Origin of the sequence: Sphingopyxis jiangsuensis (assembly GCF_016734905.1) — a bacterium.
Taxonomy (GTDB): domain Bacteria; phylum Pseudomonadota; class Alphaproteobacteria; order Sphingomonadales; family Sphingomonadaceae; genus Sphingopyxis; species Sphingopyxis jiangsuensis.
On the sequence record NZ_JAERPO010000003.1, the window covers coordinates 15,479 to 40,182 of the forward strand.

Genomic DNA, 24,704 nt, shown 5'->3' on the forward strand with positions numbered 1-24,704 from the left:
GGGAGCAGCAAGTTGACCGGAACGTCAACCGCAATGCTATTCAGCGCGGCGCAGCATCCTGACGCGGGAAAAATTGCCCGCAGCCAGGTCGGATTTTCGGATCGCGACGATTGCGCCATTCCCTGTCGCAGCGCTGCGGTTGAAAAGTGCGCTGGCGGGAAGATGCAACAGAATGGCGTCGAAGTCGGCATCGAAACTGGGAACAAAGCCGCCGGCTCTTCCGCCCAGCACGACCGTCTCGGCCGCGACCATTCGCTGCCATTCGGGCTCGAGTGCGGCGCGCAGCGGTTCGGGGAGTCGATTGCGATCGGCGCACCAGGCGTGTTTCGCATGATCGGCTAGCAGCGCCCGCCAGTCGTCGACCCACAGATCGGCGGCCGGATGGTGACGCGTGAGCGGCAGTTCGAGCGTTTCGACCAGATCCTCGCCGGTTTCTGGGTCGGTGTGCGTGACGACCTCGTTCCAGCGGATCGTCTGCAGCCCCTCCATCACCGCCGTAGCCCCCGCGGCGGTGAAGCTGCCCTGTCCAGCGCTTTCGCGCACGACGGCGATGATTTCGCGGATGCGCGCGTCGGCGGACCGGTTGGCGACCGCGGCGTCTGCGACCGCCTGCGCCAGCTCGTCGCTGGCATCGGCGGGCGCCACGCCATCGACGTCAAGCCGGTCGCGCCGGCTTTCGAGAAGGCCGATCATCGCCGTCAGGCTGTCCCAGTCGAAAGGGTGGAAGGCAGGATCGGCAACGTCATAGGCTTCGGTGCTTGCGTCGGCGACGTCCGAACACAGCGCCACGTGTCCGTTGACCTGATCGATGGGCCATTCGGGGAATGCGCGGCGTGCAAAGCCCCCAAGGCCGGGTCCGGGCGGCGACCAGAGCGCGCCTACCGGGTGCGGCGGATCGCGCGGCGGACCATCCTCGGAAAGATGGAGCACCGCAGGTGATCCGCTGTCGGGATTGGCGAAAAAGGCGAGCCAGCCCGAGCGGGGGCCGACGCCGTCCCAGATCATCGGTGGCAATGCGGCGCAGGAAATCTGTGCAAGGAAATCGCCCTCGCGACCGTCGACCTTCGGCCACTCCATCGTTTTAGGGAGGCGGGGGCGCCCGCCGAGCCAGCTGTGAACCGGCGCGTCGCCGTGCGGCGGGAAGCGCGGCGCGAAAGTGGCCGAAGTTGCCGCGTAGCGTTCAGGCGTGGGCAGGTTGGCCGCAGCTTCTGCCTGTAGCGCCACCGCCTCGATCAGCTCATCGGCGGGCACTTCGGGCGCAGCGGTTGTTTCCGGCCCCTCTTCGCTGAGGGCGGGAGCCGGAATTTCCGGTTCGAAGGCCGGGGAAAAGTCGGCAACCGCCGGCTCGACCGGCGACGGGCTTTCGGTCACTTGCCGGGCAGTCGCAGCGGTGTCGGCGGAAGAAGCGGTGCCGGGTTGTGGTGCGTCGTCAAATTCGGCTTCGGGAAGCGGGGCAAGCGGCGCCGAGCCGCTGACGCGGGCCAGCCGTGCCGGGGCGATCTCCACCTCTTCGACGTCCGGATCCCGGCGCCGCAACTTTGCCAAGCCGCCCTCTATGCCGAGGCGCGGAGCTTTGGGCCCTGCATGCTCGACCTTTGGCCTGCGAACCCACCAGACGAGCAGGACGACCGCGAGAAAGGCCAGAGTGAACAAGGCGAGCCGCAAGGCCGCCGCTTCGATGTCACTCATCCATTGATCTCCAGACCTGTCCAGCAGTCGCCATTCCGGCGCCATACCGGATCAGTCTAGATCAAGGTTCTAAACAGCAGGTAAGCGACAGGCCGGTTAGAGCCAGCCTGAAAGTTCGCGCCGGACGAGGTTTTCGAGCATCGTCATGCCGTCGCCGCTGTCGTTAAGGCACGGGAGATAGGCGAATTTCTGCCCGCCCGCCGCGATAAATTGTTCGCGCCCGCGGATCGCAAGTTCCTCCAGCGTTTCGAGGCAGTCGGCGGAGAATCCAGGCGCCACGACAGCGACGCTTTTGCCTTCACGGCCGAGCGCCTCGAGCCGTGCGTCGGTCGCGGGTTCGAGCCATTTGGCGCGCCCGAAGCGCGACTGGAACGCGACTTCGACCGGGCGGCCGAGCGTTTCGGACAAAAGTCGCGCCGTCTTTTGGCAATGGCAATGATAGGGATCGCCCAAATGCAGTGTGCGCTCGGGCATGCCGTGAAAACTCGCGAGCAGCACGTCGGGAGCGAAATCGAGCGTCGCCAGCTGCGCCCGAACCGAGGCGGCAAGCGCCGCAATATAGGCCGGGTCGTCGTGATAGGGCGGCAAATAGCGCAGCGTCGGTTGCCAGCGCAGCGTCGCGAGATGCGCGCCGACCGCGTCGACCACGGTCGCGGTCGTCGCGGCACAATATTGCGGATAGAGCGGCGCGACGAGGATGCGGCGGCAGCCTGCGGACATCAGCACGTCGAGCGCGGATCCGATCGCGGGCTCGCCATAGCGCATGGCGTGCGCCACGCGGATGTCCGGGCCGAGCATCGTCTGCAGCGATGCCGCTTGCGCCTGCGTCACCGCGGCAAGCGGCGATCCGGCATCGGTCCACACCTGTGCATAGGCGTGCGCCGATTTTCGTGGGCGCGTCGTCAGGATGATTCCGCGCAGGATCGGTTGCCACAGGAGTGCCGGGATTTCGACGACGCGGCGGTCGGACAGGAACTGCTTGAGATAGCGGCGCACCGCGCGCGGCTCGGGCGCATCGGGCGTGCCGAGATTGACGAGCAAGACGCCGACCTGCGACGGCGTGACGGGAGGATGGCCGGACGGGAGCGTCATAGCGGATGCGCCGACAGCGGCAGGCGGCGGATGCGGCGGCCGGTTGCGGCGAACATCGCGTTGGCAATGGCCGGGGCGACAACCGGAACGCCGACTTCGCCGAGTCCGCCGGGGTCGCGGTCGCTGTCGACAAATTCGACTATGATCTCGGGGCATTGCGAAAGCCGCGGCAGGCCGAGCTGGTGGAGCTTGCGCGCGGTCGCGACGCCGCCTTCATAATCGGTGGTCGCCCCGACCGCGGCGGCGAGGCCGAAGACCAGCCCGCCCTCGACCTGCTGGCGCGCGACCGCCGGATTGACGAGGCGCCCCGCGTCGACCACCGCCACAAGCTGTTCGACCTGCAACCCCCTGTCGCTCTGCCGTGCGGTCGCCATCAGCGCGATGTGGCTGCCGCGCATCGAATGGCAGGCAAGGCCTTGCGCCGTGCCGGCAAGCCCGCCCTCCCAGCCGCCGAGGCTGGTTACGGTCAGCAGGCAGCGTGCGAGCAAGGGCGCATCGCCGAGCATTGCCATGCGATAGGACAGGGCATCGGTCCCGGCGCGCGCCGCGAGTTCGTCGATGAAACATTCGGTGAAAAAGGCAGTGTAGCTGTCGGCATTGCCGCGCCAGCGCGCCGTCGGCAGGCCGATGTCGGCAGGACAATGATCGACGGCAAAATGCGGAATCGCATAGCGCGCGGCCGCCCCCTCGACCGCGGCGGCATCCGGGCGCCCGACCGAGGCGCGCTGCGCTTCGTCGGCGGGCCTGTTGTCGAACAGGCGCGCGCGGACTTCATGGTTGGTCGACGGAACGGCGATGCGCGTGACCAGCGCGTCGAGACCCCCGGCGGCGTTGAGCGTCGCGGACAGTTTCGCCCGCGCCGGTGCGCGCGGGGCGACGCGCATGATTTCCTCCGCGCGCGACCAGGCGAGCTGGACCGGCCGCTTTATCTCGCGCGCGATGATTGCCGCCTGCACCGCGACACTATGGTCAAGGCAGGCGTCGAACGAGCCGCCCGCCATCATCGGAAACAGCGTCACCGCATTTTCGGGCAGGCCGGTCGCGCGTGCGATGGCGTCGCGGCACTGTGTCGGTGCCTGCGTCGCGACCCAGACGCGGATGCCGTCGCCGTCGGGTGCAGCGGTCGCGGTGCGCGTCTCGATCGAGGCGTGGAGCGCCGGGGCGACAAGAAATTCGGCAGTCAGTTGCCGCCGCCCCTCCATTGCTTCGGCGACGTCGCCCTTGCTCGCGACACGGTAGCCGTCGCCGTCCAGCGCCGCGACCAGCGCTGCATCGATCATATCGTTCGAGATCGGCGCGCCTTCGGTTTCGAATGTCGGCGCAAAGCGGTCGAGCGCACGGTTCGCCGCCCACCAGTTGCGCGCGACCGTCGCGATCCAGCGCTCGTGCGTGACGATATGGAGCAGGCCCGGCGACGCCATCCCCGCCTTGCGGTCGATCGATCTGAGCCGCGTCGCGCCAAGCGGCCCCTGACGGATCGCGGCGTACACCATATCGGGAAGCCGGATATCGCCGGCGTAATTGGCCGATCCGTCGATCTTGGCCGGAAGGTCGAGCCGCGTCAGTTCCTTGCCGTAGAGCGGATCGGCGCTGCTGGCGCGATAGACGGGTTCGGCTGGCGGATCGAGCGTCGCGGCCTCGGCGGCGAGGTCGCCGAAGCGCAACCGCTTGGTGCCGAGCGTGACGAATCCGTCCTGCGTATCGCATTCTTCCCAATCGGCATCCCAGCGCCGCGCCGCCGCCTTCATCAGCAAGGCCCGCGCCTGCGCCGCAGCGTCGCGGCACGGCCCTTCGAACATCCGCACCGACGACGAGTTCGCGGTAAGCATGACGGCGTTGCGCACCGCCCATTCGCGGCGCACCCACGACCGCACATCCTGCACGGCGTCGGGGACGCCGCTGCGCGGGGTGAAGGTCGCGCTGTCCTCGTCGACGAGCAGGGTGTTGGCATAGATCGGGCTGATCGGCGCGGTCTCGACCGCGATCGTGCGCCAATCGGCGCCGAGCTCGTCGGCCATGATCTGCGGCAGCAGCGTGGTGACGCCTTGGCCCATCTCGCACTGTGGGACGATCGCGCTGATATGGCCGTCGTCGCCGATCTTCAGAAAGGCGTTGAAGACATGCTCGTCGGGCGCGGCGGTGAGGTTCGGGCCGTAGGCGCGCGGCCATAGTGCCCATGCAACGGCAAGCCCGCCCGCGGCGGTTGCGCCGACGAGGATCGAACGGCGGCTGACGTGCGGCAGGCGCGTCTTGCCTTTCCCAACCTTGTCGCGGATGCCGGTCATGCCCGCTGCTGATAGTCAGCGCGAGTCGGCGTGGCAAAGCCTTTCGCTCACCAGCCCCAGGGTGCCGGCGGCGGCGCGACGGGCTGACTATAGTCGAAGGCGACACGGAACAGGCGGCCCGCGCGGCGCAGCTCGTAAACATAGCCGGTGTCGGTCGTCTCGATCGCCCAGACATTTGTCGTCGATACGCTGCGCCCCGTTCGTTCGAACAGTTCGATCGACTCGGCATCCACCGGAAATTCTTGCCGGATTGCGCTTTCCGGCGTCAGCGTGTCGCCACCATACATCGTTACCTCGTCCGCGCTGCCGTCGGCGTGGCGATGGTCGTGCTTCAGCCGGAGGCCCGTCGCGGTTCGCGTGACAATCCATGTGCGCGAACGATCCCAGCCGCCGTCATCGGCCATCCCCGCGATGTGAAAGGGGATTTCGATGCGGTCGGGGGTGCAGCGGCGGACATGCATCACCATTTGCTTCCCCCGCATGGCGGCGTCCGCCTCCTGTTCCGAAACGAGCTGGCCGGCATAAGCCTTGCCGCAATGTGCCGTCAGTGCCGCAAAAAAGGCGTCCTGCGGGTCGGTCGCCGCTTGCGTCGACGCGCAACCGGCAAGGCCGACGGCAGTAGCGAGGAGCGCGATGAACCTCAACGGAGGAGCCCGAGCCGCGGAATTTCGACCTTGGGGCAGCGGTCCATTACGACGGTCAGTCCGGCTTTTTCCGCGCGCCCGGCCGCCGCTTGGTTGACGACACCCATCTGCATCCACACGGCCTTGGCACCGTGGACGATCGCTTCGTCGACCACGCCGCCTGCGGCTTCGCTGTTGCGAAAGATGTCGACCATCTCGGCGGGCGGTTCGACGTCGGCGAGGCTCGCGACGACGGGGGCGCCGTGGATTGTCGATCCGGCATGGCCGGGGTTCACCGCGATCACATCATGCCCCTGCGCGACGAGGAAGGCGAGGACGCCGTTCGACGGACGCGCGGGATTGGGCGACGCGCCGACCACCGCGATGCGGCGCGACTGTCCCAGCAGGTCGCGGATTTCGCCTTCGTCGTTGATCGCCATATTCAGCCCTTTCGCGCGTCCAGCCAGTCCGCGACCTTCGCGGCTATCGCATGGAACACCTCGCCCTGCGGGTCGGTTCCGGCCGCCGGGGGCACGCCGCCGTCGCTGGCGAGGCGGAGGCCCATCGACAAAGGAACACGGCCGAGGAAGGCAATATCCATCTGAGCCGCCGCTGCCTCGGCGCCGCCGCTGCCGAAGGGGTCGCTTGTTTCGCCACAATGCGGGCAGGCATAGCCCGCCATATTCTCGACCAATCCGATTATCGGAACGTCGGCCTGCTCGAAAAAGCTGATCGCGCGCGTCGCATCCATCAGCGCGAGGTCCTGGGGAGTCGAAATGATAACCGCCCCTGCGGGTTTGTGTCGCTGGATCATCGTCAACTGGACATCCCCGGTGCCGGGGGGCAGGTCAACAACCAGCGTGTCGATCTCGCCCCAGCTCGCATCGACAAGCTGCTCGAGCGCCTTGCCCGCCATCGGGCCGCGCCACGCGATCGCCTGTCCCGGCGCCGCGATCTGCCCGGTCGAGAGCATCGGCACGCCATAGGCATTGGGGACGGGAACCAGCTTTGGCCCGCGCGCCTCCGGCTTGACGCCTTCGCTGTCCATCAGGCGTGGCTGCGAGGGGCCATAGATGTCGGCGTCGACCAGCCCGACCTTCACCCCGCGCCGCTGAAGCGCGACCGCGAGATTCGCCGCGAGCGTCGATTTGCCGACGCCGCCCTTGCCGCTGCCGACGGCGATCAGCGTCAGCCCCTTGCGCTCGGCGGTCATCGCGACGCGTACCGCGGTGACGCCCGGCCTTGCGAGCATCGCGTCGCGAAGTTTGTCCTCAAGCGGTTTGCGGTCGCTTTCGGCAAGCCCCGTAACGTCGAGGATGATGGCGAGCGTTCCGTCTTCGTCGAGGAAGCGCAGGCCCGAGGCGCGGCCGCCGGTCAGGTCGGCCGCGATGCTGGCAAGGGGAGCGGTATCGGTCATGTCCCGCGCAGATAGGCATGGTTTGCGCGATTGCCACCCATTTTCGCTTGCCCCCCTGTTAATCGCGCGCGTCCTCCCTATAAAAGCAGCATGAGCAACGATAATGAAGGCAGTATGGGACGCCGCGCGCCAGAGGGCTTGCGGCAATTTTTCCATCAGATCAGCCAGATGGCCAAGAGCCCGTGGGGGAGCGGCCCGAAGGGTGGCGGTGACGACAAGGGCGACGACGACGGCAAGCGGCCCGGCCCGCGCAACCCGTGGGTGACGCCCGATCCGATCGACATCAGCCGCGGCCGCAAGCCGCGCGGTCCCTCGGCGCTCGACGAGCTGCTCCGCAAGGGGCGCGGCGGCTTCGGCGGCGGCGGATCGGGCGGCGGCGGCGGCCTCAACTTCGGCGATTCGGCGCGTATGTGGAAATGGGTCGTCGGAGCCGTCATCCTCATCTGGATCGCCTTCACGTCCTTTCACATTGTTCCGCCCGAGAAAGAGGGCGTCATCACCCGTTTCGGCAGCTATACGCGGACCGTCCCGCCGGGGGTCAAGCTGACCTGGCCAGCGCCGATCGAGCGGATTCGGCTGGAGGATGTGCGGGCGATCCGCACGATGGCGATTGGCTCGCCCAATGCGACCGACGAGAATTTCGTCCTGACGCGCGACCAGAGCATCGTAGATCTCGCTTATGAGGTTCGGTGGTCGGTACGCGATCCCGAGCTGTTCTTCTTTCAGCTTGCAGATCCTGAAGGCACGATCCGCGAAGTTGCCGAAAGCGCTATGCGCGCGACCGTTGCCAATTTCGACCTCGTCCAGGCGATCGGCCCCGGCCGCGTCGAAATCGAAGCGCAGGTGCAGCGCCGCATGCAGGAATTGCTTGATCAATATCGCGCCGGCGTGCTGATCCAGGGCATCGCAATCCGCCAGGTCGACCCGCCGAGCCAGGTCGATGAGGCGTTCAAGGAGGTGACGGCGGCGCGGCAGGAACGCGAATCGGCGATCAACCTTGCTCGTGCCTATCAGCAACAGGTGCTGGAACGCGCGCGCGGCGACACGGCGGCGTTCGACAAGATCTACGAACAGTACCGGCTTGCGCCTGGCGTGACGCGCCAACGCCTTTACTATGAAACGATGGAGCAAGTGTTGTCGAACGTCGACAAGACCATTGTCGAAGCGCGCGGGGTGACGCCCTATCTGCCGCTCGATCAAGTTCAGCGCCGGATAACGGCGGTGCCCGACGCGCCGAAGGGAGGCCAGTGATGTTTCGATCGCTTTTGGCCAATCCGGTCCGGTTGCTTGTTGCCGGCGTCGCCCTGCTCGTCATCCTGTCGCAGACGCTGGCAATCGTGCCCGAAGACCGGCAGGCGCTGATTCTGCGCTTCGGCGAGATTCAGGGGACGGTAAACCGTTACAAACCGAACGAGGAGTTCGGCGAGTCGGGTGCCGGTCTGGCGATGCGGATGCCCTTCGTCGACGGCATCCAATTTATCGACAAGCGCATCCTCGGCATCAACATGGAACGCCAGCAGGTTCTGTCGACCGACCAGCAGCGGTTGCAGGTCGATGCCTTTGCGCGTTTCCGCATCACAAATCCGGTGCGCATGTACACCGCGATCCGTACCGAAGAGCGGTTGCAGCAACAGCTGGCGACGATCCTCGGCTCGTCGCTGCGTAACGAGCTTGGCAAGCGCACTTTCGCGACCTTGCTTTCGCCCGAACGCGGCGCGGTGATGGACAATATCCAGGTCGCGCTGAACCGCGAGGCGCAGAAATATGGCGCCGAGATTATCGATGTGCGGATCAAGCGCGCCGACCTCCCGCTGGGGGCGACGCTGGAGGCCGCATACAACCGCATGCGCACGGCCCGCCAGCAAGAGGCGATAGCGATCCGTGCCGAAGGGCAAAAGGAAGCGCAGATCATCCGCGGCAGCGCGGACGGCGAGGCCGCGCGCATCTATGCCGAAAGCTTTGGCAAGGATCCCGAATTTTACGACTTCTACCGCGCAATGCAGAGTTATCGACAGACCTTCCTCGGTGAGAACAACCAGGGCGGAACGTCGATCATCCTGTCGCCGGAAAATGAATATCTGAAACGTTTTCGCGGGAACTGACGCCGACATCGACGATGAACGGTTCGTGCAAGAGCCGTTCATGTTCAAATGGCGTTCAGCCGCAGGGCGCCAGATAACCGGCGCCGGGGTCCGCGGGTTTCCGTAAGATTCGTAAGAGAAGAGGATTTGCGATCGTGCGTTATGTTTATGGCATCACTTCGGCTTTGCTGGTCGGTGGCTCGGCGCTGGCGCTGGTCACCCAGTCGCCCGTCGGCGCCCAGGTCGCGCAAAATGAGTCGAGCGAAATCGCGCGCGCCGTCCCCCGGTCCGGCGCGCCCGAGAGCTTTGCCGACCTTGTCGAGCAGCTTCAGCCTGCCGTGGTCAATATCTCGACCAAGCAGGAGGTGACGCTCGGCGTCCGCCTCAATCCCTTTGCCGGAACGCGCGAGCCGATCACGCAGGAACAGCAGGGCGGCGGATCGGGCTTCCTGATCTCCAGCGACGGCTATATCGTCACCAACAATCATGTGATTTCGGGCGGCCCGCGCGGCGAGGCGGTCAACGAGGTCACGGTGACGCTGACCAACCTCAAGGAATATAAGGCGAAGATCGTCGGTCGCGACGCCGCGTCCGACCTTGCGCTGCTCAAGATCGAGGCTTCTGGCCTGCCGTTCGTCAAATTCGCCGACAGCAGCCGCGCGCGCGTCGGCGACTGGGTCGTCGCGATCGGCAATCCGCTCGGCCTCGGTTCGACGGTCACGGCCGGGATCATCTCGGCGGTTCAGCGCAACATCGGGCAGGGCGGTGCCTATGACCGCTATATCCAGACCGATACCGCGATCAACCGCGGCAATTCGGGCGGCCCGCTGTTCGACCTTCAGGGCAATGTCGTCGGCATCAACAATATGCTGATCTCGCCCGTCGGCGCGAATATCGGCGTGAACTTCGCCATCCCCGCCGAAGCGGCGATTCCGGTCATCGACGCGCTGCGCGCTGGCGAGCGTCCGCAGCGCGGCTATCTGGGCGTTGCGATCGGTCCGGTGAGCGAGGATATGGCCGACGCGCTCGGGCTGCGCAAAGATCGCGGCGAATTGATCCAGCGCGTCGAAGAAGGGCAGGCCGCTGCCAAGGCCGGACTGCGGCGCGGCGACGTCGTGACCAAGGTCAACGGCAGGGAAGTGACGCCGCAGCAGACGCTGTCCTACATCGTCGCCAACATCAAACCCGGGACGCGCATCCCGCTCGAGGTGGTTCGCGACGGCAAGACGATCACGCTCAACGTTGTCGTGGGAACGCGGCCGCCCGAGGAAGAATTGGCGGGCAGCAATTTCGACCCCGAAGCCGAACAAACGCTTCCGGACGATCCGGCGGGCAGCGGCGACCAGGCGGTGCAGGAGCGGCTCGGAATGGCGGTTCAGACGGTCACCCCGGACATTGCACGCGCGATTGGCGTCGACACCGCCACCAAGGGACTGGTCATCGCAGCGGTCAGCGGCAGCAGCGATGCGGGCCGCAAAGGCCTGCGCCGCGGTGATGTCATCCTTAGCGCAAACGACAAGCCCGTCGCCTCGGCCGACGCGCTCGCCGCCGTCGTCGAAGAGGCGAAGCGCGCGGGCCGCGGAGCGGTGAAGCTCGAGATCCTGCGTCGCGGCGCGCCGCCGGGGTTCATCGCGATTCGCATCGCGGGCTAAGGCCGGTCGATATTGATGAAGGGCGCCGCGCCGGATTCCGGGCGGCGCCCTTTTTCATTTGCGAGCAACGCACGATGTTCCTATTATGTTCCGATAGGTGAGTCGGGAGAATGACGATGATCGGATATGTGACGCTGGGCACCAACGACCTTGCCAAGGCCGCGCCCTTCTATGACGCGCTGACCGCCGAACTTGGCGTGCCGCGGATGATGGAATTCGACGGATTCATCGCGTGGGGCAAGGAAGGCGGGGGTGCCGGTATCGGCCTGACCAAGCCGTTCGACGGCAATGCGGCGACGGTCGGCAATGGCGTGATGGTCGCGCTTGCGGCGAAGGACAAGGAACAGGTCCAGCGGCTCTACGACATTGCGCTCGCCAATGGCGGCACCTGCGAAGGCCCCCCGGGACCGCGCGGCGACACTTTCTACGCTGCCTATTTCCGCGATCTCGACGGCAACAAGCTCAACGCCTTTGTGATGGGCTGACGAAGGGCGCCGCCTTGATTTCCTGACCCTCCGCTCTAGACCCTGGTAGACAGGACAGCGGAGGAGACGGGCGTGAGCAACGGCGGCGAAGCGAGCGAAATCTATATCGGCCTTGGCGGCGGCGGCGCGGCGGACGGGCCGCGCCAGTCGCTCGTGCTCAAGCGCGCGAACCGTCACGGCCTCATCGCCGGCGCGACCGGAACCGGCAAGACGGTGACGCTGCAGGGGCTTGCGGAAAGCTTTTCGGCGGTCGGCGTCCCGGTTTTCGTGGCCGATGTGAAGGGCGACCTGTCCGGCATGGCGATGGCGGGCAGCCCGACCGCCAAGACGCACGAACCCTTTTCAAAACGCGCCGCCGAAATCGGTGACGGCGATTGGGTCTATCGCGACAATCCCGTGATCTTCTGGGACCTGTTCGGCGAGCAGGGCCATCCGGTGCGCACGACGATCTCCGAAATGGGGCCGCTGCTGCTCGCACGGCTGATGGGACTCAACGAGACGCAGGAAGGCGTGCTGAACATCGTCTTTCGTTTCGCTGACGAACAGGGAATGCTGTTGCTCGACCTCGAAGATTTGCAGTCGATGCTGGCCTATACGTCTCTTCATGCCGCCGATCTGACCGCCAAATATGGCAATGTGACGAAGGCGAGCATTGGCGCGATTCAGCGTCAGCTGCTGACGCTCGAAACTCAAGGAGGAGCGCAGTTTTTCGGCGAACCGGCGCTTGAGATCGATGATATGATGCAGTGCGATGAACAGGGGCGCGGCTATATAAACATACTCGCCGCGGACAAGCTGATGGCGAGCCCCAAGCTTTATGCGACTTTTCTGCTGTGGCTGCTCGCCGAAATGTTCGAGACGCTTCCGGAAGTCGGGGACCCCGAAAAGCCCAAGCTGGTCTTCTTCTTCGACGAAGCCCATCTGTTGTTCGACGATGCCCCCAAAGCACTGATCGACAAGATCGAACAAGTCGTGCGGCTGATACGTTCAAAGGGGGTGGGCGTCTATTTCGTCACGCAGAATCCCATCGACGTGCCCGAAGAAGTCGCCGGCCAGCTTGGCAACCGGGTCCAGCATGCGCTGCGCGCATTCACTCCCCGCGATCAAAGGGCGGTCAAGGCCGCCGCAGACACGTTTCGCCAGAATCCAACGGTCGATGTGGCGCGCGCGATCACCGAATTGAAAGTTGGCGAAGCGCTGGTTTCGCTGCTGCTGGCCGACGGTGCGCCGTCGCCGGTCGAGCGCACCCTGATCAAGCCGCCTTGTTCGCGCGCCGGTCCCCTGACCCCGAAAGAGCGTGCGATCATCCAGTCGATCTCGCCGATCGAAGGCAAGTATGACACGCGGGTCGATCGAGAAAGTGCCGAAGAGGTCATTGCACAGAAATCGCTCGACGCTGCCGCTACCGCCAATGAAGTAGCCGAAAAGGGGCGTGAGGAGGTCGGCAAGCGCGAACGCAAGAGCACGAGTATATGGGGCAAAGCCGCGAAACGCGCCGCCAGTGCGGTCGCGGGATCGGCGGCATCGATTGCTGCTGCCGCGGTTCTTGGAAAGAAGTCGCGATCCGATCCGATGCGCAACGCTGCGACTTCGGCGGCAGGGTCGGTGGCTACCGATCTCGGCGGGCCTATGGTTGGGCGTTTCGTCCGCAATCTTATCGGCGGACTGATGCGTTGACTTCGCCCAGATGACCGAATCCGACTCTGCATTAATGGAAGCGAGCCTTGCCGCCGTCGGCGCGGCAGGCATCGACATCCGTCATTCACTCTTTGCGAGCTTCTTCGCGGCGTTTCCGGAGCGCCGCGCGACCTTCATCTCGGTCGATGCGGCTTCGCGGCGGATGACCGACGAAACGCTGCAGATGATGCTGGGACTCGCGCAGGGGGAGGCGTGGGTGTGGCCGCTCGTCGCCGAGCTGGTTTTTACCCATCGCAGCTACGGGTCGCTGCCGATCGCCGAATATGACGCGTTCATCGACATGACCATCGCCGAGCTAGGCGCGGTCGCGGGCGCCGAATGGACCGCCGACAGCGCCGCGGCCTGGCAGCGCCACGGCGACGCGCTGAAGCAGATGATCCGCAGGGCGCGCGCCGAATGGTCCGAGGCGATGCCGGCGGGGGCGCCCGCGCCGGCCTGACCCCGCGCGCGTCGAAGCGGGCTTCGTGGGCAGGTTCAAGCGCCTGCCGGGCCGCTTCGCTGCCGCCTAGGCCTTTTCGCCGGGAAAGAAGCGCGCGATGACGTCGCCGGCGAGCCGCGCCGGACGGAGCGTGTCGGCGTCGAGGCAGCACCAGCTCGACTTGACCTCGGCGAGCACATCTTCCCCGCGCTTGATGATGGTTTCGTAAAAGGCGCGCGCGCCCTGGACCTTTTCGAGAATCACCGTCGCGATGACCTGATCGTCAAGAAAAGCGGGGCGGCGATAGGTGATCTCGTGCTTCAGCGCGACCCACAGATGCTGCGCCACCGCGTCGGGAGGCGCGATCTTGCGCCAGTGGGCGAGCACCGCCTCCTGCACCCAGCTCAAATAATGGGCGTTGTTGACGTGCCCCATGAAGTCGATGACCTCGGGTCCGACGGTGATGTCATGGTCATGGGGAAGCGATGCAGCCGTCATATCGCTTACACTAATGTCGATATTTTGTGACGGAAAGGTGAATCGTCATCCTCGCCCGCGATAGGGCGCGACACCTTGATCGGGGAGCCACAATCCTGCGGGCGGCGGGCCCGACTGCCAGAAGACGTCGATCGGGATGCCGCCGCGCGGATACCAATAGCCGCCGATGCGCAGCCATTGCGGCTGCATCTCGTCGAACAGGCGGCGGCCGATGCCGACGGTGCAATCCTCGTGAAAGCCCGCATGGTTACGGAACGCGCCGAGGAAGAGCTTGAGGCTCTTCGATTCGACGATCGTATCGCGTGGTGCATAGTCGATGACGAGGTGCGCGAAATCGGGCTGGCCGGTGACCGGGCACAGCGAGGTGAATTCGGGGGCGGCGAAGCGCACGAGGTAAAGCTCGCCCGCGCGCGGGTTCGGAACATAGTCGAGCACCGCCGCCTCGGGCGAGACAGGCAGTTCGCTCGACTGGCCGAGATGTTTGGGCGCAAGCGGCGTTTGGCTGGAATCACTCATGGCTTTCGTCTAGTGCGGCGCGCGGCCGATGTCATCGCCGTTGATGGCGCAAGTGGCCGCGGCCGGGTTCAGCGCCAATTCAGCGGCGAGGACGCGGTATCGCATGTTGGATTTGCAATTTGGAACGATGGTGCGAGTCAAGCAATCGATAAGCAGGATGGCGCATGTGTCGCTGGCGGCGATGGCGGCCGCGGCAGGATTGGCCAGTCCCGGCCTTGCGCAGGATGCGGAGGCACCTACTCCCACACCGGCCCCCGCGCCCGGACGGTCGATCGACTTCCGCCTGCCGCCCGCGAACGATGGCCGCGCGTCGGGGGTTCAGGGGCCGTCGGACAACGGCTTGCCGCCGCTGGCGCCGGGCGAGCGGCGCGGCCTGCCGACACCGGCGCCGAGCCCGACTCCAGCGCCGCCGCGCGCACCCGTTGTCGTGCCGACCCAGCCGGAGCCAGCGCCGTCCACGACAACGCCGCCGCCGTCGGCCGACAGGTCTGCGGTATCGCGACCCGCTGCGCGCGGTGCGCCTGCAACCGCTTCGAGCGCCGCGCCGCCGCCGACCGCGCCGTCGATTCCCGATCCCGCTGTGCCGCCGCCGCTCGAAACGGACCCTCAGCCGGAAGCCGAACCGTCGCGGTCCGTTTCCGACGACGAGGTGCTTGTCGAACAGCCGGTCCCGACGAACGACGGCGGAGCGACGCCCTGGTGGGCGTGGATGCTCGCGGCGCTGGCAGCGGTCGGCGCGGGGCTGTGGTATTGGCGCCGCCGCCCCGCGCTGGCCGGCGATGCGCCGGTTGACGAGCCAGCGATTGCGGAAAAGCCCGTTGCACCGCCGCAGCGCGCAGCGGCCCCGCCACAAACGCCTTTGCCGGAACCGACGCCCGCGCGCCTTGCGCCGCCGCCGCGTCCGGCGTCGACGCTGGTGACGCGTCCCTTGGCCGAGCAACGCGCGCAAGTGTCGCTCGAACTCGAAATTCGCAGCATCCAGATCTTGCCCGATCGCGTCGAAATCGGCTTTGCTCTGACGATTGCCAACAGCGGCACGCTCGCTGCGACGGGCATGATGATTCGCATTGCGGCGGGGCAGGGATCGGCGATGCAGGAAGGCGTGCTCGCCCGCTTCTTCGACGGTGCGGGCGGCAGCATGTTGCGCGACGATATGGTGATCGAACCGGGTGCGAGCGACAGCGTCAGCACCGAAATCGCACTGCCGCGCGCGGCGATCGAGCCGCTGATGATCGCGGGCAAGCCGATGCTGGTTCCGGTGATGGCATTCGATATCACCTATCATTGGGACGGTCCCGGCGACGCTTTCGGCCAGCAAGCGGAAACCTTCGTCCTCGGGCGCCTTGGCGATGCCACCGACAAACTTGCGCCGCTGCCGCTCGACCGCGCGAAGCACAAGGTCGAGCGGCCCGCCGCGCGCGCCACCGCAATGCGCCGCATCCAATAGGCGCCGGTTCAAGCGATCGGGGATGTTGTCCCTTTTCGAGCCGCTTTTCTGTTGCGGTGCAACATCGTCTGAGGCAGGACGCGTCCGTGCTTGAAAAGAAGCACGGTGGGGCATAGGCTTGGACTTCCCCAGGAAAGCAGAGCCACAGCAGGATGGCCGGCGAAGGGACAGGCAGTTTCCAACCGGTCGCAACAGGAGCATGACATGGACGCCTTGGTCTCAACCGACTGGCTGGAACGCGAACTGGGGGCATCGGACCTGCGGGTGGTCGATGCGACGAAATTCATGGCCGGGACGGACCGCGATGCGCGCGCCGAATATGAGGCCGGACACATTCCGGGCGCGGTGTTCATGGACCTTGCCGAGCTGACCGATGCGTCGAGCGACATCGACAATATGGCGCCGCCTCCCGAAAAATTCGCGAGCCGCATGCAGTCGTTGGGCCTCGGCGACGGCAGCCGGATCGTCATTTACGACGACAGCCCGCTCAAGAGCGCGGCGCGCGCCTGGTGGCTTCTCAAGCTGTTCGGGGCGCACGATGTTGCGCTGCTCGACGGCGGGCTCGCCAAATGGAAGGCCGAGGGCCGACCGCTCGAAATGGGCAAACAGGCGCTGCGCCACCGCCACTTCACCGTGTGGCGCGACGCCAAGGCGGTTCGCACCAAGGAACAGGTGCTCGAAAATCTGGCGCTCGAAACCGAGCAGCTTGTCGACGCGCGCCCCGCCGCGCGCTTCACTGGCGAGGATCGCGATCCGCGTCCGGGCGTCGCGCCAGGTCATATTCCGGGGTCGCGCAGCTTGCCGCACAGCGACCTGTTCAACGCCGACGGAACGTGGAAGCGTGGCGACGAGTTGAAAGCCGCCTTCGACGCCGCGGGCGTCGACTTCGACCGACCGCTCGTCGCGACGTGCGGGTCGGGCATGACCGCGACGGTCGTCGCCTTTGGCGCGCATCTTCTCGGCAAGGAAGATGTTGCGGTCTATGACGGAAGCTGGTCCGAATGGGGCGCCGATCCGGCGACCCCCAAGGCGACGGGCGGCGCCTGATCGCCGCCGCGCTATCGGGGCTGGCGACTGGCTTTTGCCCCGATTCCCGCTAACAAGGTGGGATGAACGACAGCGACGACGACAGCCTCCGCCCCGCGACCAAGCTTGTGCAGGGTGGACGGCGCGCCGAATGGACGGGCGATCCGCGGCTCGGCGGCGCTATCGTCAATCCGCCGGTGTGGCGGGCGTCGACGATCCTTTACGACAATATCGCGGACATGAAGGCGCGCGGCCATGCGACGCACGACAAGCTTTATTATGGGCGGCGCGGGACGCCGACCGTCTGGGCGCTCGCCGATGCGCTGACCGCGATGGAAGCTGGGGCGGAGGGCACGCTCCTGTATCCCTCGGGTGTCGCAGCGATAGCGGGGGGCCTGCTCGCGCTGCTGTCGCCCGGCGATCATTTGCTGATGGTCGACAGCGCCTATGAACCGACGCGCGCTCTGTGCAACGGATTGCTCGCGCGGATGGGCGTGCGAACGAGCTTCTACGATCCGCTGATCGGCGAGGGCGTCGCCGATCTGATCGAGCCGGACACGAAGCTCGTCTTCCTCGAATCACCGGGCAGCCTGACCTTCGAGGTGCAGGATGTGCCCGCGATCACGGCGGCGGCGCGGGCACGCGGCGTCGCGACGATGCTCGACAATACCTGGGCGACGCCGCTCCTCTTTCCCGCGCTCGCGCATGGCGTCGATGTCGCGATGATGAGCCTAACCAAATATGTCGGCGGTCATTCGGATGCGATGATGGGCAGCCTGACCGCGACCAAGGCGCTGTGGCCGCGGCTGCGTCAGGGCGCCTATCAGCTCGGGCAGGCGGTGTCGCCCGACGATTGCGCGCTGATGCTGCGCGGGCTGCGCACGCTCGACGTGCGGATGGAACGGCACGGCGCGAACGCGCGCGTGATCGCCGATTGGCTCGCGGGCCGGCCCGAGGTGGGCCGAGTGCTGTGCCCTGCGCTTCCTTCCGACCCCGGGCACGCGATCTGGTCGCGCGACTTTTCCGGTGCGAGCGGCTTGTTCGGCTTCACGCTGAAGGGGGCCAACGATGCGGCACGTGCGCGCTTCATCGACGCGCTCGACCTTTTCGGCATCGGGTTCAGCTGGGGCGGCTATGAAAGTCTTGCCGTGCCGAGCGATCCGGCGTCGATCCGTAGTGCAACGAAGTGGAGCGACCCCGACCCGCTGGTACGGCTGTCGATCGGGCTCGAGGACCCGTCGGATCTGATCGCGGACCTCGGCCGCGGATTTGCGTCCATGAAGGGGAACGGCTGATGGACGGGCTCATTACACGCATGGGATTCCCCAGCATTGCCGAGGCGCAGTTCGCCGAGCTGGGTATTGCCGCCGCAATCGCGGGTACCGCGCTCCTCGCCGGTTGGATCGCGCGGCGGCGGCTCGGGCCGCGACTGGCCGACTGGATGCACGGACGCGATATTCAGGCGCGCGGACCGCTCACCGAAGCGACGCCGACTCTGCTCGGCTGGCTCGTCGCGCTGCTGATCGTTGCCATTGGCTGGGCGGCCTGGCCGTGGGATCCCTATGCACGGCTCTTGCTCGGTGCCGTGGCGGCAATCGCGGCGGCGGCGGCGGTGCGCAATATTGTCCGCGGTGTCGGGCTCGGCGCGGGACCAGCCCTCGCGGCGGCGGCGGTCGCCTTTGTTGCATTGTTGTCGAACGCGGTCGGCGGGCTCACCCTGCTGCAGGAACGGCTTGATGCCGTGGGCTTTACCGTCGGGCGGATGAATCTCTCGCTGCTGACGCTCATCAATATCGCGCTCACCATACTCGCGCTTTTCCTGCTTGTACGAATCGGCAACCGCATCGTGCGGCGCGTCGTGCGCGGCGGCGGCGGGCGCGATCTCGATGCAACGCAGCAGTTGCTCGTCGAAAAGATCGCCGGCGTCGCCATCGTCATCGCCGCCTTTTTTGTCGGCATCGACCTGCTCGGAATCGACCTCACCGCCTTTGCTGTCTTTTCGGGCGCTCTCGGGCTTGCGGTCGGTTTCGGGCTGCAAAAGACCTTCGGGAATCTGATCGCGGGGATCATCCTGTTGATGGACCGCTCGATCAAGCCGGGCGACGTCGTCGTGGTCGCCGATGCGGTGGGGCGCGTGAACAAGATCGGCGTACGCGCGGTGTCGGTGATCACGCGCGACGGCAAGGAGCATCTGGTTCCCAACGAGCTGCTGATGACCGAGCGGGTCGAGAATTGGAGCTATTCGAATCGCGAGGTGCGCGTGCGGCTCGCGGTCGGGGTGAGCTATGACGCCGACATCCGGCTGGCGCAAAAACTGATGCTCGATGCGGCTGACGAGGCGCCGCGCGTACTCAAAAGCCCCGCGCCCGTTTGCTGGATCACCGGCTTCGGTGACAGCAGCGTCGACCATGAGCTGCGCTTCTGGATTTCGGACCCCGAAGGCGGGCTCGGTAACATCCAGGGCGACGTCTATCTGCGCATCTGGGACAAGTTCAAGGAGGCGGGGGTCGAGATACCCTATCCGCAGCGTGACCTGCATGTGCGGACGCTGCCCAAGGAAATGCCCGCCCCGGCGCAGCCGAAGCGGGCATCGAAAAAGGCGGACTGACGGCCGCGCGGCCGGTCAGAAACCCTTGGCCTTGGCGCGCTCGATGCATTCGAGGATGATGCGCTTCGCCTCATCGACGTCGCCCCAGCCCTGAAGCTTGACCCACTTGCCGGGTTCGAGATCCTTGTAGTGACCAAAGAAATGCTCGATCTGCTGGAGCACGATCGGCGGCATGTCGGTGTAGCTCGCGACATCCTTGTAATAGGGAAAGGTCGAATTGACGGGGACGCAAAGCAGCTTTTCGTCGCCGCCGCCGTCGTCCTCCATCTTGAGCACGCCGATCGGGCGGCACTTGACCACCGCGCCCGCGACGACGGGCGAGCGCGCTACGACGAGCGCGTCGAGCGGATCGCCGTCCTCGCCCAGCGTGTGCGGGACAAAGCCGTAATTGGCGGGATAGCGCATCGGCGTGTGGAGGAAGCGGTCGACGAACAATGCCCCCGACGCCTTGTCGAACTCATATTTCACCGGCTCGCCGCCGATGGGAACCTCGATGAGGACGTTGAGGCTGTCGGGCGGGCTGTCGCCCGCCGGGATCAGGTCGATGCGCATGGGAGAATCCTTTGGTTCTGATTATTGCGCGCGCCTTTAGCGCCGGACGGCGCGTAAAGTCGAGGCCTAGCGTGCCCCCTCCCGCTTGCGGGAGGGGATTTAGAGTGCGCGTTTGGGCGCGAGCAGCCGGTCGATCCAGTCGGGGCCGTCGCCGATTTTTTCCAGGTGCGGCCAGCGCAACCCGCCATGATAGGCGATCTCGACCGTGCGGTAGCGTCCGTCGCGCTCGACGATCAGCCGCACCGGGGTCTTGCCGTCGGCGGCCGCGCGAATCGCCGCCTCGATCCGCTCGCGGCTATAGCTCATCCCGTCGACCGCTATGATCTTGGTGCCGTTGACGATGTCGGCGCGAAAGGCGGGGCCGTCCCACAAGATGCTGCCCGCGACGCCATTCCTGTCGATCGTGAGGCCGAGCGAGTGAACGAGGTCGGCATTTTTCGATTTCGACATGCGTTCGCGATCATAGGCGTTCGGCTTGTCGCGCCAGACGAGACGATAGCCCGCGCGTTCGATGCCGCCGGTTGGCGCGGGTTGCCCGGCAATCTGCATACGCTCGCGCAGGAAGGTCGCCCAGTCATGGGGATGGACGGCGGTCAGCGTTGCGACGACTTCGTCGAAATCATAGCCCTTCTGCCCCCAGTCGCCGTCGCGCCCGCCGAAGAAGATGCGCGCGAAATCGTCGAGGCTCTTGCGGTCGCGCGTCGCGGTGCGGATCAGCATGTCCGCTTCGAGCCACATCAGCGACCCCTCGTTGTAATAATCCTCGGTCCGTGTGGCGCTGGGGAAGGCGCGCGGTTTGCGCGCCGCAATGATCGGATCGTGCGTCGTGTCCTCGACCGAGCGCCATGCGCGGCCGGGCTGGACGCTGTAGAAAGCGGCGTTGGCTGCCCATTCGCCGAGAATGACCTCCTTTGACTGCATCCCCGAGCGGCCGGCCAGGACGAGGTCCCAGAAACTTGTCTGCCCTTCATAAACCCAGAGCAGATTGTCCTGCATCGGCGTGCGATAGTCGGGGGTCCAGAGCTTTGCTGGGCGGCGATATTTGCCGTTCCAGCTGTGGACGAGTTCGTGCGGGAGAAGCCCGCGCGCGGTTTCATTCTCGTCCCATTTGGTGAAATAGTCGGGGTCGCGGCTGTTTTCGCTGCTGCGATGATGTTCGAGCCCGATCCCGCCGAGTTCGTCGGTCAGCGCGAGGAGGAATTCATAGCGATCGAAAGGCCGCGTGCCGAACAGCGCGACCGCTTCGGACACGAGCGCGGCGTGGCGCGCGATATGGTCGGGGCTCGCCTCCAGATATTTGGCCTCGTCGGCGACGACGTTGAGCGTGACATTGTGGCCGAGGTCCCATTTGCGGAAATGCTTGCCGGCGAACATCGGGCTGTCGACGAGAGCCTCGTAATTGGTCGGCGCATAGCTGTAGCGGTTGCCCGCGACCTTGAGGCCGTCGAGCGCAGCGACGCCGGTCCAGCCGTTGGGGAGCGTCACGTCGAGCTGCACCGGGATCTGCCGGGTGAAATAGCCGGCAGGATAGAAGCTCACCTGTTCCCACTGCAGGTTCATCATCGCCGGGGTGACGACGATTCGCCCCTCGCTGCTGCGCGTCGGCGACAGAAATTCGAAGGCGATGTCGATGCTCTTGACGCCTGCGGGCACGTCGATGTCGAACGCATAGACGTCGGTCGGCTGGCGCGTCCATGCGAGCGGCTTTCCGCCCGCGGTCGCGCGGAAGCCCGCTACCTCTGCAATCGCGCCGCGCGGGGCGTGCTTGCCGGGGAGCCATTCGGGATACAGCAACGTCAGCTTGCCTGGCTTTGCCACCGGAATCGTTTGGCGCACGCGATAAATGCCACGCGCGACGTCGGTCGCGTCGACGCGAAGCTGTATCGTGCCAGGATAAGGCTTGTCGGCCGGCAACGGGATGACGTGCGGCTGGACGACCGGCTGCGGCCGGCTGTTGCCGGTCTGTGCGGTAGCGGGAACGAAAAGGACCGCGGCGATCGCGGCCGCGACGATATGTGCTTTTTTCATGGCGAGCGTTCCTGCCGCGAAAAGCGCGCGGCGTCCAGCGCAGGCGTGCGACGGCGCTTTGCCTTTCGCCCAAAAGCGATTAGACGCCGCGGCCATGAGCAAGGACAAGCCCGCGAAAATCCCCACGCCGCAGCCGGTGCGCGGCACACAGGACATGCTCGGCGATTTCGCCGACCGCTTTGCGCATGTTGTCGAGACGTTCGAGCGGGTGCGCCGGCTTTATGGCTTCAAGCGCGTCGAGGTGCCGGTGATCGAGCCGACCGCGGTGTTCGCGCGGAGCCTGGGCGAGACGACCGATGTGGTGTCGAAGGAAATGTATTCGTTCGACGATCGCGGCGGCGATTCGATCACCTTGCGGCCCGAGTTCACCGCCGGGATCGCGCGCGCCTATATCACCAACGGCTGGCAGCAGTTCGCGCCGCTGAAAGTGGCGACGCACGGGCCGCTGTTCCGCTACGAGCGCCCGCAGAAGGGGCGCTATCGCCAGTTCCACCAGCTCGACGCCGAGGTGCTGGGGAGCGACAGCCCGCTCGCCGATGCCGAGTTGCTTGTCTTTGCCGACCAGCTGCTGAAGGAATTGGGCATCGCCGAGGGCGTGATCCTGACGCTCAACACGCTGGGCGATGCGGCGAGCCGCGACGCGTGGCGCGCCGCGCTGGTCGAGCATTTCATGGGCCATCGCGGCGATTTGTCGGAGGACAGCCTCGCGCGGCTCGACAAGAATCCGCTGCGCATCCTCGACAGCAAGGACCCGCGCGACCGCCCCATCGCCGACAGCGCGCCCGACATCGACGCGTTCCTGACGAGCGAGGCGCAGGACTTCTTTGGCGCGGTGACCGCGGGGCTCGACGCCGCAGGGGTCGCGTGGGAGCGCAATGCACGGCTGGTGCGCGGGCTCGACTATTATCGCCACACCGCGTTCGAGTTCGTCACCGACCGGCTGGGCGCGCAGGGCACGGTGCTCGGCGGCGGGCGCTATGACGGGCTGATCGAAAATCTCGGCGGGCCGCCGACCCCGGCGGTCGGTTGGGCCGCGGGGATCGAGCGGCTGGCGATGTTGGTGGGTGCGGCGCCGCGAGATTTTGTCGAGTTTGTGCTCATCCCGGTCGGGGGCGAGGCAGAAGCCCTGTGTCTTAAATTGCAATCGGTGCTGCGCCGCAAGGGCCTCGCCTGCGACATGGGATATAAGGGCAACATAAAAAAACGGATGCAGCGCGCCGATGCGACGGGGGCCGTAGCAGCGATTATCGTCGGCGGAGACGAGATGCGCGACGGGGAGATTACCGTCCGCCACCTCGGTTCAGGACAACAGGCTCGTCGAACCCTTGCCGAGATTGGCGATGCGCGGGTTGGTGCGACGCACACACGCAGGCTCCTGCTTGAAGGGATCGACGGTAATAGCTGGTCGAACGAATGACCTCCATCCCCGAACGCCAGATCGACGCCATCATCGAACGCCATGCCGCGTTGCAGGCGCGCATGGCGACGGGCGATATGGCGCCCACCGATTTCGTCGCCGCGTCGAAGGAGTTTGCCGAGCTCGAACCCGTCGCCACCGCTGCCCGCGAAGTGGTGCGGTTGCGCGAGGAACTCGTCGCACTCAACGAAATGCTCGCCGATCCCGAGATGAAGGCGATTGCCGCCGAGGAAATCGCCGCGATCGAGGATGCGCTTCCCGCCGCCGAGCATGATCTGGCGATCAAGCTGCTCCCCAAGGATGTCGCCGACGAGCGCGCTGCGATGCTCGAAATCCGCGCGGGCACCGGCGGCGACGAGGCGGCGCTGTTCGCGGGCGACCTGCTGCGCATGTACAGCCGCTTTGCCGACACACAGGGGTGGAAGGTCGAAATCATCTCCGCCAACGAGGCCGAGGTGGGCGGCTACAAGGAAGTCGTCGCGTCGGTGAAGGGGCAGGGCGTCTTTGCCAGGCTGAAGTTCGAGAGCGGCGTGCATCGGGTGCAGCGCGTCCCCGTCACCGAAAGCGGCGGGCGCATCCACACGAGCGCCGCGACCGTCGCGGTGCTGCCCGAGGCCGAAGAGGTCGACGTCGCGATCAACGACAATGACCTCAAGATCGACATCTATCGCGCGAGCGGCGCGGGCGGGCAGCATGTCAACACGACCGACAGCGCGATCCGCATCACCCATATCCCCACGGGGCTTGTCGTCATCCAGCAGGACGAGCGCAGCCAGCACAAGAACCGCGCAAAGGCGATGCAGGTGCTGCGCTCGCGCCTCTTCGACCTCGAACGCACGAAGCGCCACGATGCCGAGGCGTCGGCGCGCAAGGCGATGGTCGGATCGGGCGACCGGTCCGAACGCATCCGCACATATAATTTCCCGCAGGGGCGCGTGACCGATCACCGCATCAACCTGACGCTCCACCGCCTGCCTGAGATATTGGAGGGGGCGATGGACGAACTGATCGACGCGCTGATCGCCGAAGACCAGGCGCAGCGGCTGGCGGGATTGGGTGACTGAGCCCTTCAATTCCGTTCGCATCGAGCGAAGTCGAGATGCCCCTCGGGACGGCCATATGCCACAGGGTGTCTCGACTTCGCTCGACACGAACGGAATGAAGCGTGGGTG

The 24,704-nt window shown here is 66.0% G+C and carries 22 protein-coding genes; 12 read left to right on the forward strand and 10 right to left on the reverse strand.

The genetic code is table 11. The features are described 5' to 3' along the window. Positions 1-36: 36 nt before the first annotated feature. From JI743_RS12995 to JI743_RS13020, 6 genes are all read right to left on the reverse strand, one after another. Positions 37-1,689, reverse strand: a complete 1,653-nt coding sequence (locus JI743_RS12995) for a DUF1963 domain-containing protein (RefSeq protein WP_201928785.1) — start codon at positions 1,687-1,689, stop codon at positions 37-39. Between the two features lie 96 nt (positions 1,690-1,785). After that, positions 1,786-2,781 (reverse strand): ferrochelatase, encoded by a 996-nt coding sequence (gene hemH, locus JI743_RS13000; RefSeq protein ID WP_201928786.1) that lies wholly within the window; start codon positions 2,779-2,781, stop codon positions 1,786-1,788. Continuing rightward, positions 2,778-5,066: a xanthine dehydrogenase family protein molybdopterin-binding subunit gene (locus JI743_RS13005; protein WP_201928787.1), complete on the reverse strand. Its 2,289-nt coding sequence runs from the start codon at positions 5,064-5,066 to the stop codon at positions 2,778-2,780. The genes hemH and JI743_RS13005 overlap by 4 nt, the downstream gene beginning before the upstream one ends. A gap of 47 nt (positions 5,067-5,113) precedes the next feature. Beyond that, positions 5,114-5,710: a hypothetical protein gene (locus tag JI743_RS13010; RefSeq protein ID WP_201928788.1), complete on the reverse strand. Its 597-nt coding sequence runs from the start codon at positions 5,708-5,710 to the stop codon at positions 5,114-5,116. Then, complete coding sequence (locus tag JI743_RS13015) at positions 5,707-6,129, reverse strand: CoA-binding protein (RefSeq protein ID WP_201928789.1); 423 nt, start codon at positions 6,127-6,129, stop codon at positions 5,707-5,709. Before JI743_RS13015 ends, JI743_RS13010 begins: the two co-directional genes overlap by 4 nt. 2 nt (positions 6,130-6,131) lie before the next feature. Next, the gene (locus tag JI743_RS13020) at positions 6,132-7,106 is read right to left on the reverse strand and encodes an Mrp/NBP35 family ATP-binding protein (protein WP_330902821.1); all 975 of its coding nucleotides are present in this window, start codon (positions 7,104-7,106) and stop codon (positions 6,132-6,134) included. Positions 7,107-7,196: 90 nt separating this feature from the next. On the opposite strand from JI743_RS13020, the gene hflK reads away from it, so the two are divergent. The 6 genes from hflK to JI743_RS13050 all read left to right on the forward strand — a co-directional run bounded on the left by hflK (position 7,197) and on the right by JI743_RS13050 (position 13,461). Beyond that, positions 7,197-8,357 (forward strand): protease modulator HflK, encoded by a 1,161-nt coding sequence (hflK, locus tag JI743_RS13025; protein ID WP_201928790.1) that lies wholly within the window; start codon positions 7,197-7,199, stop codon positions 8,355-8,357. Then, positions 8,357-9,208, forward strand: a complete 852-nt coding sequence (gene hflC, locus JI743_RS13030) for a protease modulator HflC (RefSeq protein WP_201928791.1) — start codon at positions 8,357-8,359, stop codon at positions 9,206-9,208. The genes hflK and hflC overlap by 1 nt, the downstream gene beginning before the upstream one ends. Before the next feature lie 134 nt (positions 9,209-9,342). Then, positions 9,343-10,839, forward strand: coding sequence for a trypsin-like peptidase domain-containing protein (locus tag JI743_RS13035; RefSeq protein WP_201928792.1), 1,497 nt, complete (start codon positions 9,343-9,345; stop codon positions 10,837-10,839). Positions 10,840-10,955: 116 nt separating this feature from the next. Continuing rightward, positions 10,956-11,324 carry a VOC family protein gene (locus tag JI743_RS13040; protein ID WP_201929083.1) on the forward strand — a complete coding sequence of 123 codons (369 nt, stop codon included), beginning with the start codon at positions 10,956-10,958 and terminating at the stop codon, positions 11,322-11,324. Positions 11,325-11,396: 72 nt separating this feature from the next. Next, on the forward strand, positions 11,397-13,001 hold the full coding sequence (locus tag JI743_RS13045) for a helicase HerA-like domain-containing protein (RefSeq protein WP_201928793.1): 1,605 nt from the start codon (positions 11,397-11,399) through the stop codon (positions 12,999-13,001). 10 nt (positions 13,002-13,011) lie between these two features. Further along, on the forward strand, positions 13,012-13,461 hold the full coding sequence (locus JI743_RS13050; protein WP_201928794.1) for a globin family protein: 450 nt from the start codon (positions 13,012-13,014) through the stop codon (positions 13,459-13,461). A 66-nt stretch (positions 13,462-13,527) separates the two neighbouring features. Here the strand turns inward: JI743_RS13050 and JI743_RS13055 are convergent, their stop codons facing one another. Together JI743_RS13055 and queF are read right to left on the reverse strand one after the other, a co-directional pair. Next, complete coding sequence (locus tag JI743_RS13055; protein ID WP_201928795.1) at positions 13,528-13,938, reverse strand: acyl-CoA thioesterase; 411 nt, start codon at positions 13,936-13,938, stop codon at positions 13,528-13,530. A gap of 45 nt (positions 13,939-13,983) precedes the next feature. Then, positions 13,984-14,454 carry a preQ(1) synthase gene (gene queF / locus JI743_RS13060; protein WP_201928796.1) on the reverse strand — a complete coding sequence of 157 codons (471 nt, stop codon included), beginning with the start codon at positions 14,452-14,454 and terminating at the stop codon, positions 13,984-13,986. A 157-nt stretch (positions 14,455-14,611) separates the two neighbouring features. Here queF and JI743_RS13065 point away from each other — a divergent pair, with 157 nt between their 5' ends. From JI743_RS13065 to JI743_RS13080, 4 genes are all read left to right on the forward strand, one after another. Then, positions 14,612-15,901, forward strand: coding sequence for a hypothetical protein (locus JI743_RS13065; RefSeq protein ID WP_236660002.1), 1,290 nt, complete (start codon positions 14,612-14,614; stop codon positions 15,899-15,901). A gap of 204 nt (positions 15,902-16,105) precedes the next feature. Next, complete coding sequence (gene sseA / locus JI743_RS13070) at positions 16,106-16,948, forward strand: 3-mercaptopyruvate sulfurtransferase (RefSeq protein ID WP_201928798.1); 843 nt, start codon at positions 16,106-16,108, stop codon at positions 16,946-16,948. 62 nt (positions 16,949-17,010) lie between these two features. Beyond that, on the forward strand, positions 17,011-18,222 hold the full coding sequence (gene metC / locus JI743_RS13075) for a cystathionine beta-lyase (protein ID WP_201928799.1): 1,212 nt from the start codon (positions 17,011-17,013) through the stop codon (positions 18,220-18,222). Continuing rightward, on the forward strand, positions 18,222-19,535 hold the full coding sequence (locus tag JI743_RS13080; protein WP_201928800.1) for a mechanosensitive ion channel family protein: 1,314 nt from the start codon (positions 18,222-18,224) through the stop codon (positions 19,533-19,535). The genes metC and JI743_RS13080 overlap by 1 nt, the downstream gene beginning before the upstream one ends. 15 nt (positions 19,536-19,550) lie before the next feature. Here the strand turns inward: JI743_RS13080 and ppa are convergent, their stop codons facing one another. Together ppa and JI743_RS13090 are read right to left on the reverse strand one after the other, a co-directional pair. Continuing rightward, positions 19,551-20,087: an inorganic diphosphatase gene (gene ppa, locus JI743_RS13085; protein ID WP_201928801.1), complete on the reverse strand. Its 537-nt coding sequence runs from the start codon at positions 20,085-20,087 to the stop codon at positions 19,551-19,553. A gap of 99 nt (positions 20,088-20,186) precedes the next feature. Next, positions 20,187-22,115 carry a M61 family metallopeptidase gene (locus JI743_RS13090; protein ID WP_201928802.1) on the reverse strand — a complete coding sequence of 643 codons (1,929 nt, stop codon included), beginning with the start codon at positions 22,113-22,115 and terminating at the stop codon, positions 20,187-20,189. 94 nt (positions 22,116-22,209) lie between these two features. Here JI743_RS13090 and hisS point away from each other — a divergent pair, with 94 nt between their 5' ends. Beyond that, positions 22,210-23,532, forward strand: a complete 1,323-nt coding sequence (hisS, locus tag JI743_RS13095; protein WP_201928803.1) for a histidine--tRNA ligase — start codon at positions 22,210-22,212, stop codon at positions 23,530-23,532. Beyond that, complete coding sequence (prfA, locus tag JI743_RS13100; protein ID WP_201928804.1) at positions 23,529-24,596, forward strand: peptide chain release factor 1; 1,068 nt, start codon at positions 23,529-23,531, stop codon at positions 24,594-24,596. Before hisS ends, prfA begins: the two co-directional genes overlap by 4 nt. The last annotated feature ends 108 nt before the right edge of the window (positions 24,597-24,704 follow it).